The sequence below is a fragment of the Kitasatospora sp. NPDC059812 genome (assembly GCF_042732075.1).
Taxonomy (GTDB): domain Bacteria; phylum Actinomycetota; class Actinomycetes; order Streptomycetales; family Streptomycetaceae; genus Kitasatospora.
Window position 1 is genome coordinate 9519 of record NZ_JBHWIO010000045.1, and the last position, 10963, is coordinate 20481.

Here is a 10963-nt window from a genome sequence, read left to right on the forward strand (position 1 = left end):
CCCGCGCGCCCCCCGCGCGCCGCCCGCCGCCCGGCGGGGGGGGGGGGGGCGGCGGGCCGCCCCCCCCCCCCGCGCGGGGGGGGGGGGGCCCCCCCCCCCCCCCGGATGCTCGCCCAGTACCACCTGGACCTCGCGTTCATCGGGGTGGACGGCCTGACGGCGCAGGAGGGCTGCACTACGCACGACGAGATGGAGGCCCAGACCGACCGCGCGTTCCTGCACGCCAGCACGCGCTCGGTGGTCCTGGCGGACAGCACCAAGATCGGCCGGGTGACCTTCGCCAAAATCTGCCCGCTCGCCGAGGTGCACGACCTCGTCACCGACGACGAGGCCACCGCCGCGCAGGAGAAGGCGATCGCCGCCTGCGGGGTCCGGGTCGCACGCGTCTGACCTGTTCACGCGGGGTGCCCGGCCGGGGAGAACCGGCCGGGCTCTCTGCTGCACCGCCAGTTGTCATGCAACGGTCCGATAACGACATCCGGGCGACACCTCGACCCCGCCGGTCCGCCTCGTGAATACTGCCCGACGCCACGCTCTTTCGAATCTGCTCAGAACCAGCGCTCTTCAAGCAACTAGGATCAAGCGGCGTACGAAGGCGGTAACTGCGGTGAACACACGTGTACGTGCCCTCTGGGCGGTCTGTGCCGTCGGCGCGCTCGCCCTCACGGCGTGCGGCGGCAGCAGTGGCGGGTCCTCCCCGAACGGCGCCGTGACGCTCAAACTCGTCGCCGCCGACTACGGCGAGAAGGAGTCCAACAGCTCCAAGGCCTACTGGAACGGCGTCGCCACCGCGTTCACCGCGGCCAACCCCGGCATCAAGGTCGACGTCCAGGTGATGAACTGGAACGACATCGACAAGCAGGTCAAGACGATGATCCAGAGCGGCAACGTCCCCGACGTCCTGCAGACCGGGGGCTACGCCGACAAGGTCGCCGACGACCTCCTCTACAAGGCCGAGGACGTCCTGTCCGCCGACACCCGGGCCGACCTGATCCCGAGCTTCGCCGACGCCGGCCGGGTCGACGGCGTGCAGTACGGCATCCCGTTCGTCTCCTCCGCCCGCGCCCTCTTCTACAACAAGGCCGTCTTCCAGCAGGCCGGCATCACCCAGCCGCCCACCACCTGGGACGAGGTGCGCAAGGACGCCGAACTGATCAAGGCCAAGGCGCCCGGGGTCACCCCCTACGCGCTGCCGCTCGGCCCGGAGGAGGCCCAGGGCGAGAGCATGATCTGGGAGCTCGGCAACGGCGGCGGCCCCACCGCCAAGGACGGCACGTACGCCATCGACAGCCAGGCCAACGTCGACACCTTCCGCTGGCTCAAGGCCAACCTCGTCGACACCGGCCTGACCTACGCCAACCCGGCCACCACCGACCGCAAGACCGCCTTCGCCGACTTCGCCGCGGGCAAGGCCGCCATGGCCAACGGCCACCCCTCGCTGATCCAGATGTCCAAGGACGGCAAGGTCGACTACGGCGTCGCGCCCGTCCCCGGCAGGACGGGCCCGCTCGCCTCCACCCTCGGCGTCGCGGACTGGACGATGGCCTTCAAGAAGAACGGCCACCGCGACCAGATCAGGAAGTTCCTCGACTTCGCGTACTCCAAGGACAACACGCTCGCCTTCGACGAGACCTACAACCTGATGCCGGTCACCCAGGGCACCCTGCGCGAGATGACCGCCAGCGGCAAGCACAAGGACCTCGAACCGTTCTTCGCCCTCCTGCCGAACGCCGCCTTCTACCCGCTCGGCAACACCACCTGGGACGCGGTCTCGGCCGAGCTCAAGAAGAGCATCGGCACCGCCGTCGCCGGCGACCCGGCCAAGGTGCTCGGCGACCTGCAGAAGAAGGCCCGGGACGCCGTCGCGAACAAGTAGGGCACGCCCGCCCTGGCCCGCGCCCCGTCCGAAAGGCACCGCCGTGTCCCTCGACTCCCCCACCCCCCAGGCCTCCGGGCCCGGCCGGCCCGCCCGGACGGGCTCCGGCCCCGGCCGGCTCGGACCGCTGCCGTGGATCGCCCCGGCCGTCCTGCTGATCCTGGCCGTCGTCCTGTGGCCCGTCTACGAGATGGCCCGCACCTCGTTCCTGCGCATCAGCACCAGCGGATTCGTCCGCGGCTCCGCCGGGCTGGACAAGTACCGCAAGCTCTTCGGCGAGGCCGACCTCGGCCGGGTGCTGCTCTCGACGGTGGTCTGGACGGTGGCCGTCGTCGGCCTGACGATGGCGCTCTCGCTCGGCCTGGCCCAGCTGTTCAACCAGCGCTTCCCCGGGCGCAGGTTCGCCCGCTGGGCCCTGATCGCCCCCTGGGCCGCGTCCGTCCTGATGACCGCCATCGGCTTCCGGTGGATGCTCGACCGGACGGCCGGCGTGCTCAACACCGCGCTGACCGACCTCGGCCTGGTCGACGGCCCCCGGGACTGGCTCGGCGACCCGTCGACCGCCTGGCCCTGGATGGTCCTCGTCGCCGTCTTCGTCTCGCTGCCGTTCACCACCTACACCCTGCTCGCCGGCCTGCAGACCGTCCCCGGCGAGCTGTACGAGGCGGCCCGGGTGGACGGCGCCTCCCCGTGGCAGGCCTACCGGAGGATCACCCTGCCGCTGCTGCGCCCGGCCTTCCTGGTCGGCCTCGTGATCAATCTGATCAACGTCTTCAACTCCTTCCCCGTCATCTGGGGCATGACCCAGGGCGGCCCGGGCAGCGCCACGGCCACCAGCACGGTGTTCATGTACCAGCTGAAGAACACCGACATCGGCGAGTCCGCGGCCATGTCGGTGGTCAACTTCGCCCTGGTGGTGCTGATGGTGCTCGTCTTCCTCAAGGTCGGCCGCTGGAACGGGGAGGAGCGTTGACGGCCCGCCCGCCCACACGCCGGCCACGCCCGCCCGCGCGCCGGATCCGGCCGCAGACCGAGCCGCGGATCCGGGCTCGGATCCGGCCGCGCACCCTGGTCATGGCGGCGGCGGCCTGGCTGCTGGCGGCGGTCTTCCTGCTCCCGTACCTGGAGATGGCCGTCACCGCGCTGCGCCCCGCCGACGAGCTGCGCGACGCGGGCTACCTGCCGCACCACCCCGCCTGGTCCAACTTCGTCGACGTCTGGCGCGAGTCGACGCTCGGCGCCAACCTCAAGGTCACCCTGCTGGTCGCCGGCGGCTCCACCGTGCTGGCGCTGCTGGTCGCGCTGCCCGCCGCGTACTGCACCGCGCGGTTCAGGTACCGGGGCCGCAAGCTCTTCCTGCTGCTCGTGCTGGTCACCCAGATGTTCCAGCCGACCTCGCTGCTGGTGGGCCTCTACCGCGAGTTCTACCAGCTGGACATGCTCAACTCGGTCTGGACGCTGATCCTCTGCAACGCCGCCTTCAACCTGGCCTTCGCCGTCTGGATCCTCACCGCCTACATCGGCTCGATCCCGGTCGAGCTGGAGGAGGCCGCGCTGCTCGACGGCCTCGGCCGGCTCGGGGCGCTGCGCCGGGTGGTGCTGCCGCTGGCCATGCCCGGCGTGGTCACCGCGGTGATCTTCACCTTCATCTCCGCCTGGAACGAGTTCGTGATGGGCCTGACCCTGTCGACGGCCCCGGAGAGCCAGCCGCTGACCGTCGGCATCAACGGCTTCATCGGCAACTACACCGTGGAGTGGAACTACCTGTTCGCCGGATCGGTGGTCGCGATCGTGCCGGTCGTGGTGCTGTTCGCCGTCATCGAGCGCCACGTGGTCTCCGGGCTGACCGCCGGATCGGTGAAGTAGCCCCGGCCGTCCGGGGTGTCGAGAACGGCGGCTCCACCATTGACATGGACTGGCCATAACTGTGAATGTTGCTTGTATTCCCCCATGTTCAAGCAGCTTCGCGCAGTAAGTGAACATCTCTTGCTCATCCGACGGGAGAACACACCGTGCGCTTGGTACGACCTCGCCTCCGCCGGGCCGCCCTCACCGTGGCCCTCACCAGCATCGCCGCCATCGCCGGGCCCGCCCTGCCGGCCCGCGCCGCCACCCCCGGCTCCGCCGTCCTCGACGGCAGCCACCAGAGCACCACCTGGCAGAGCCCCACGTACGCCAAGGGCACCCTCGGCGGCGCCACCTCCTGCCCGTCCGCCGCCCAGGACCCGGACGGCACCGTCTGCGGCCGCTTCGACCTGACCGTCGACGCCCCCGCCGGCTACTGGGACGACAACCCCGAGGGCGGCGTCCCGCTCTCGATCCAGTGGCAGAACCCCACCGACGACTTCGACCTCTACATCTACGACGCCAACGGCAAGGAGGTCGCCGAGAGCGCGGGCACCGCCAACCCCGAGGCGACCGTCATCCCGAAGGCCTCGGGCACCTACCACGTCCTGGTCGTCCCCTACGACGTGCACGGCGGCTCCTTCACCGGCCGCGCCTACCTGCCGCAGACCGCCGACGCGGGAAACCTCACCTCCTTCTCCGGCGGCCAAGGCAGCTACGACATCGCCGCCGGCACCCTCAAGGCCAAGGTCGACTTCCTCGCCGACGACCAGCTGCGGCTGCGCGCCGCCCCGGACGGCGTGCTCACCGACCCGGCCGGCAGCACCATCATCCGCAAGCAGCCCGAACTCCAGCGCAGCACCTCGTCGTTCGACGCCGGCGACTACTACGGCATCCGCTCCAAGGACCAGGTGCTGCGGGTCTACAAGCACCCCCTGAGGTTCGGCCTGTACAAGGCCGACAACCGCACCGCCGTCTGGCAGGAGGACGCCCCGCTGCGCTGGTCCACCAGCGGGCTGCGGCAGAGCCTGGTCCGCGGCGCCGACGAGCAGTTCTTCGGCGGCGGCGAACAGAACGGCTCCTTCTCCCACCGGGACAAGACCGTCCACGTCGCCAACAGCACCAACTGGAACGAGGGCGGCTACAACAACTCGCAGCCGTTCTACATCTCCACCGCCGGCTACGGCGTCTTCCGCAACACCCTCGCACCGGGCATCTACGACTTCGGCTCGCCCGTGCACACCGGCCAGCAGGAACGACGCCTGGACGCCTACTACTTCACCGGCGACGTCAAGTCGGTGATCGGCAAGTACACCGCCCTGGTCGGCAAGCCCTTCATGCCGCCCGTCTACGGCCTGGAACCCGGCTCCGCCGATTGCTACCTGCACAACGCCAACCGCGGCGAGCGCCACACCACGGATTCGCTCAAGGTCGCCGACGGCTACGCACAGAACCAGATGCCGCTCGGCTGGATGCTCGTCAACGACGGTTACGGCTGCGGCTACGAGAACCTCGCCCAGACCGGCGAGGGCCTGCGCAAGGACCACGCCCAGCTCGGGCTCTGGACCCAGAACGGCCTGCCCGACCAGGCCGCCGAGGTCAAGGCCGGCGTCCGGGTGCGCAAGCTCGACGTCGCCTGGGTCGGCAACGGCTACGACTTCGCGCTGAACGCCTGCGACCAGGCCAAGGCCGGCATCGAGGACGGCAGCGACGCCCGCGGCTTCGTCTGGCTGCCCGTCTCCTGGGCCGGCGCCCAGCGCTGCGGCGTCCTGTGGAGCGGCGACCAGAGCCTGTCCTGGGACTACATCCGCTGGCAGATCCCCACCTACGCCGGCGCCACCATGTCCGGCATCGCCTACAACACCGGCGACGTCGGCTCCATCTACCGCCGCGACCCGAAGATGTACACCCGCGACCTCCAGTGGAAGTCCTTCCTCCCGGCCATCATGACCATGGACGGCTGGGCCAAGGACATGGCCGGCAAGGAGCAGCGCGACCAGCAGCCCTGGCTGGACGGCGAGCCCTACACCTCGATCAACCGCAAGTACCTCCAGCTGAAGGAGCGGCTGCTGCCGTACATGTACACGCTGTCGGCGGAGGCCACCAGGACGGGCGTCGGCGCGGTGCGCCCGCTCGCCCTGGAGTACCCGGACGACCCGGCGGCCCTCGGCCCGAACGCCAAGTACGAGTTCCTGGCTGGGCCGGACTTCCTCGTCGCGCCGGTCTACTCCGACACCTCGGTGCGCGACGGCATCTACCTGCCCAAGGGCACCTGGACCGACTACTGGACCGGGCGCACCTACCAGGGCCCCACCACGATCAACGGGTACTCCGCGCCGCTGGACACCCTGCCGCTGTTCGTCAAGGGCGGCTCGATCGTGCCGATGTGGCCCGAGGGCACGCTGTCCTGGGAGAACCGGGACCACACCCGGCTCGACTACGACCTCTACCCGCAGGGCGACTCCTCCTACACCCTGTACGAGGACGACGGCGTCACCCGCGGCTTCGCCGCCGGCGCCTCGGCCACCCAGCGGGTGGACGTCCGCGCCCACGGGCCGGTCACCGTCGTCAAGGTCGGTGCCAGCGTGGGGAGTTACACCGGCAAGCCGGCCGAGCGGGGGTACCGCTTCACCGTGCACGGCAAGCCCGCCCCGCGCCTGGTCGTCACGCAGGGCGGACCGCTGCCCCGGCTGGACTCGGCGGCGGCGCTCGACTCGGCCGCCTCGGGCTGGTACTACGACGCCGCGACCGGGGTCACGCAGGTCAAAACGCCTGCCGTCTCCACCGACCACGGCTTCTCCGTCGAACTGATCCACGGCGGCCGCTGACCGGCCGGATGCCGCAGGGCCCCCTCGCGAACCACTGCGAGGGGGCCCTGCGGCGCTCCGGGGCCGCCGTGTCCGGGGCCGCTCTGTCCGGGGCATTCCCCGGCCCGCCCCCGTCCCGTAGCGTGGCGGGGGTGAACGCGAACCCGTCCACCCCCGCCCGGTACGACGCCGTGATCGTCGGCGGCGGCCACAACGGGCTGGTGGCCGCCGCCTACCTCGCCCGGGCCGGACGCCGGGTCCTGCTGCTCGAACGGCTGCCCCGGGTCGGCGGCGCCGCCGTCTCCGCCCGGGCGTTCCCGGGCGTGGACGCCCGACTGTCGCGCTACTCCTACCTGGTCAGCCTGCTGCCACGGAAGATCGTCCAGGACCTGGGCCTGCGGCTCGACCTGCGGCGCCGCCGGATCGCCTCGTACACCCCCACCGTCCGGGACGGGAAGCCCACCGGCCTGCTGGTGGACGCCGCCGACCCCGGCCGGACCGGGGAGGCGTTCCGGGCCCTCACCGGAACCGACCGGGAGTGGGAGGCCTGGCAGCGCTTCTACGGCATGACCGGGCAGGTCGCCCGACGGGTCTTCCCGACCCTCACCGAACCGCTGCCCGCACGCGCCGAACTGCGCCGGCGGATCGCCGACGACGCCGCCTGGACCACCCTGTTCGAACGGCCGCTGGGCGAGACGATCGAACGGACCTTCAGCGACGACCTGGTCCGCGGGATCGCCCTGACGGACGCGCTGATCGGCACCTTCACCCACGCCCACGACCCCTCGCTCCGGCAGAACCGCTGCTTCCTCTACCACGTGATCGGCAACGGGACGGGCGACTGGGACGTCCCGGTCGGCGGCATGGGCGCGGTGACGGACGCGCTGGCCGAGGCTGCCCTGGCCGCCGGCGCGGAGCTCCGCACCGGGTGCGAGGTCACCGCCATCGCCACCGACGGCCACGGCGACGCCGAGGTGACGTACCGCCACCAAGGCGGCGAGGCCACCGCGGCGGGCCGCCGGGTGCTGGTCAACGCCGCCCCGGCCACCCTGGCCCGCCTCCTCGGCGAGGAGCCCGGGCCCGCGCCCGAGGGCGCCCAGCTGAAGGTCAACCTGGTGCTGCGCCGGCTGCCGCGGCTCCGGGACACCGACGCGGACCCCCGGGAGGCCTTCGCGGGCACCTTCCACATCGCCGAGGGCTACCGGCAGTTGGAGACCGCCTACGCCGAGGCGGCGGCCGGCCGGATGCCCTCCGCGCCCCCGTCGGAGATCTACTGCCACACCCTCACCGACCCCACCATCCTGGGCCCCGAAGCCGTCCGCCAGGGCCTCCAGACGCTGACCCTGTTCGGCCTGCACATGCCCGCCCGGCTGTTCACCGACCCGGCCGCCAAGGAGCGCGCCCTGGCGGCCAGCCTGGCCCAACTGGACGAGGTGCTGGCCGAACCGATCGCCGACTGCCTCGCGCCGGACGCCACCGGCCGGCCCTGCGTGGAGGCCAAGACCCCGCTCGACCTGGAACGGGAGATCGGCCTGCCCGGCGGCCACATCTTCCACCGGGACCTCTCCTTCCCGTTCGCGACCGGGCCGGTGGACGGCCCCGCCGCCCGCTGGGGCGTGGCGACGGCCCACCCGAACGTCCTGCTGTGCGGCGCGGGCGCCGTCCGCGGCGGCGGAGTCAGCGGCATCCCCGGCCACAACGCCGCCCGGGCCGCCCTCGAAGCCCTGTCCGACTAGCGCCGGTCAGCGCCGGTCGGCTTCGGCCTCGGCGGTGGTCTTCAGGTCGTGCAGCCACCCGTCGAGGCCCTGGCGCAGGATCGCGGTCGCGGTGGGGACGTCCGCGTCGACCTGGGGCCCGGTGTGGGTCTCCTCGGTGCTCACCCGGACGCCGCCCTTGACCCGGGTGAAGTTCCACACGTGGACGCCGTCGATGTGCAGCCCTTCGGCGTCGGCGGGGCCGGTCCAGCGGAGGCAGGACTCCCGCTTGAGCTGCTGGACGGTCGAGGTGATGTCCAGGCTGGTGGCGGTGGTCGCGGGGTTGGGCGGGAGCGGGGTCGTCCACCGGAACGCCGACCCCGGGCGCAGGCGGCCGTGGTCGAGGCGCTCCGCGCTCGCGACGGGGCCCTGCCAGGACGGCCAGCGCTCCACGTCGGTCTGCAGCTTCCAGATGGTGTGCAGCGGCGCGTGGATCACCGTCTCGGCCCGGTAGCGGACCTGGGCCCGGGGGTCGACGCCCTCGCCGCGGCAGGTCAGGGACGGACCGGGGTGCGAGGTAGCGGCCCCGGCGGGCGCGGCCGCGGCGCCGAGGAGGCTGACGACGAGCGGGACGGCGAACAGGGCGGCGCGGACGCCGGTGCTGCGGGTGCCGGACATGGAATTCCCCTTGATCGAGTGTCAGTTGGTGGGCTGGCGTTGCCTGTCGAACTACGAACGCGGCTGCGGCGACCCTGCGCTCGATAGATGCTTGCGCGTTCGTTAGAAGTTATAACGCGGATCTGTGCGAGAGGTCAACAGCTTTCGTGACACCCTCTAACCAGAGGCTCGAACGGTGAGCGGCAGAGCGCCCCCAAACTCTCCTTATGGGACGGAACGTGTCGAACCCGGGACCCTACGTGACCTTCGCCCCCACCCCGGTCGGCGCGGCACCGGGCCGCCCGGCCATAAGTCCTGCTTGGCGAGGGGCCTATGAACCGTCGTTGGACGCGGCGGCGCGATCGGCTCGATGTTGGCCGCATGACGTCTCCCGCCGCGTCCGACGCGGCCGCCGTGAACCAGAGCAGCACCCCGCAAGAGATCGCCGTGGTGGGCGCAGGCGCCGCCGGCACCCTGACGGCGCTGCGCCTGCTCCACCACGCGGCCGCCGGGAGACCCGCACCGGCCCGGATCTGGCTCATCGACCCCGGGCCCGCGGGCCCGGGGCTGGCGTTCGGCACCGACGCGCCGCACCACCTGCTGAACGTCCGGGCCGGCCAGATGAGCGCCCACCGGGACGACCCAGGCCACTTCGTGCGCTGGCTCGGCGACCGCGGCGGCGAGCACGACTTCGTCCCCCGGCGCCTCTTCGGCCGCTACCTCGCCGAGAGCCTGGCGGCGGCGGCCGACCGCCCCGGCGCCCCCGACCTGGTCCGGGTGCCCGACCGCGTCGTCGCCCTCACCCACCGGCCGCAGACGACCACCCCGCCGCTGCGCCTGTGGCTGCACGACGGGCCGCCGCTCGACGTCGACGCGGCGGTGCTGGCCCTGGGCAACTTCGCACCCGGCAAGGCCTGGGCACCGCCGGCGCTGCGCGACTCCGGGCGGTTCCTGGCCGACCCCTGGGCACCCGGCGCCCTGGCCGCCGTCCCCGAGGACCGCGACGTCCTGCTCGTCGGCACCGGCCTGACCATGGTCGACATGGCGCTCAGCCTCCAGCGCCCCGGACGCGTCGTCCACGCCCTGTCCCGGCACGGCCTGGTCCCCCGTCCGCACGCCGCCACCCCGCTCACCGCGCCGGTAGCCACGGCCACCCCGGTCGCCCCGCAGCTCGACGCCCGTGCGGGGCTGCCCGCGCTGCGCCGGGCGGTGCTGTGCCAGATCGCCCGCTGCCGCCGCGTCCACGGCGACTGGCGGGCCGGGGTCGACAGCCTCCGCCCCCTCACCAGCGCCCTGTGGCAGCAGCTCCCACCCGCCGACCAGGCCCGGCTGCTGGCCCGGGACCTCCGGCTCTGGGAGACCCACCGCCACCGGATCCCGCCGGTCAGCGCCCAGGCCCTGCGCGCCGCCGTCGACGCGGGTCTGGTCAGCATCGGCCGGGGCACCGTGGCCGACGCCAAGACCACCTCGGACGGCCCCGACGGGGGCGGCGAGGTCGGGGAGGTCGGGGAGGTCGGCGAGGTCATCGACGTCCGGCTGGACGACGGCCGCGCGCTGCGGGTGGGGGCGGTGCTGAACTGCACCGGCTCCGAGGCCGAACTCACCCGGGTCGACGACCCGCTGATCACCGACCTGCTCACCACCGGCCTCGGCTCCCCCGCCCCCCGGGGGGGGGGGGGGGGGACCCCCCCCCCCCCGCCGCGCGGCCCCCCCCCCCCGCCGGGGCCCCGCGCCCCCCCCCCCCCGGCGCCCCCCCGGCGCCGGCGGCGGGGGCGCCCCCCCCCCCCCCCCCGCCCCGGCTCCTCCCCACCGGCGGCCGGGCGCCGGCACCGCTGTGGACGCTGGGCTCGCTGCGGCGCGGCAACCTGCTGGAGACGACCGCCATCCCGGAGATCCGCTGCCAGGCCGACGACCTCGCCCTGCTGCTGGGCCGCAGCACGGTGGGGACGCCGAGCGGGCCGGGAGCGCCGAACGGAGCGGTACCGGCCCGCTGAGCGGGCACGCACGTCAGCGGGGCCCGCGCGCCCCCCGCGCCCCCCCCCGCCCCGCCGGGCCCCCCCCCCCCCCCCCGCGCCCCGGCGGGC

8 protein-coding genes are annotated in these 10963 nt (G+C 73.1%); 7 read left to right on the forward strand and 1 reads right to left on the reverse strand.

The annotated features are described in order from the left end of the window. Positions 1-105 precede the first annotated feature (105 nt). The 6 genes from ACFV6D_RS22295 to ACFV6D_RS22320 all read left to right on the forward strand — a co-directional run bounded on the left by ACFV6D_RS22295 (position 106) and on the right by ACFV6D_RS22320 (position 8264). On the forward strand, positions 106-390 hold the full coding sequence (locus ACFV6D_RS22295) for a hypothetical protein (RefSeq protein WP_380560904.1): 285 nt from the start codon (positions 106-108) through the stop codon (positions 388-390). A gap of 217 nt (positions 391-607) precedes the next feature. Beyond that, positions 608-1876 carry an extracellular solute-binding protein gene (locus ACFV6D_RS22300; RefSeq protein ID WP_380428077.1) on the forward strand — a complete coding sequence of 423 codons (1269 nt, stop codon included), beginning with the start codon at positions 608-610 and terminating at the stop codon, positions 1874-1876. Positions 1877-1919: 43 nt separating this feature from the next. Beyond that, on the forward strand, positions 1920-2849 hold the full coding sequence (locus ACFV6D_RS22305; protein ID WP_380428075.1) for a carbohydrate ABC transporter permease: 930 nt from the start codon (positions 1920-1922) through the stop codon (positions 2847-2849). A 44-nt stretch (positions 2850-2893) separates the two neighbouring features. After that, positions 2894-3742, forward strand: coding sequence for a carbohydrate ABC transporter permease (locus ACFV6D_RS22310; RefSeq protein WP_380375353.1), 849 nt, complete (start codon positions 2894-2896; stop codon positions 3740-3742). Between the two features lie 152 nt (positions 3743-3894). Next, complete coding sequence (locus ACFV6D_RS22315; RefSeq protein WP_380560905.1) at positions 3895-6549, forward strand: TIM-barrel domain-containing protein; 2655 nt, start codon at positions 3895-3897, stop codon at positions 6547-6549. 131 nt (positions 6550-6680) lie between these two features. Then, complete coding sequence (locus ACFV6D_RS22320; protein ID WP_380560906.1) at positions 6681-8264, forward strand: phytoene desaturase family protein; 1584 nt, start codon at positions 6681-6683, stop codon at positions 8262-8264. 6 nt (positions 8265-8270) lie between these two features. Here ACFV6D_RS22320 and ACFV6D_RS22325 read toward each other — a convergent pair whose 3' ends face one another. Continuing rightward, a complete protein-coding gene (locus ACFV6D_RS22325; RefSeq protein ID WP_380560907.1) occupies positions 8271-8900 on the reverse strand; it encodes an SRPBCC family protein in 630 nt (209 codons plus the stop codon). 360 nt (positions 8901-9260) lie between these two features. Between ACFV6D_RS22325 and ACFV6D_RS22330 the strand changes: the two genes are divergently transcribed. Continuing rightward, on the forward strand, positions 9261-10963 hold a 1703-nt coding region (locus ACFV6D_RS22330), incomplete at its 3' end, for an FAD/NAD(P)-binding protein (RefSeq protein WP_380560908.1).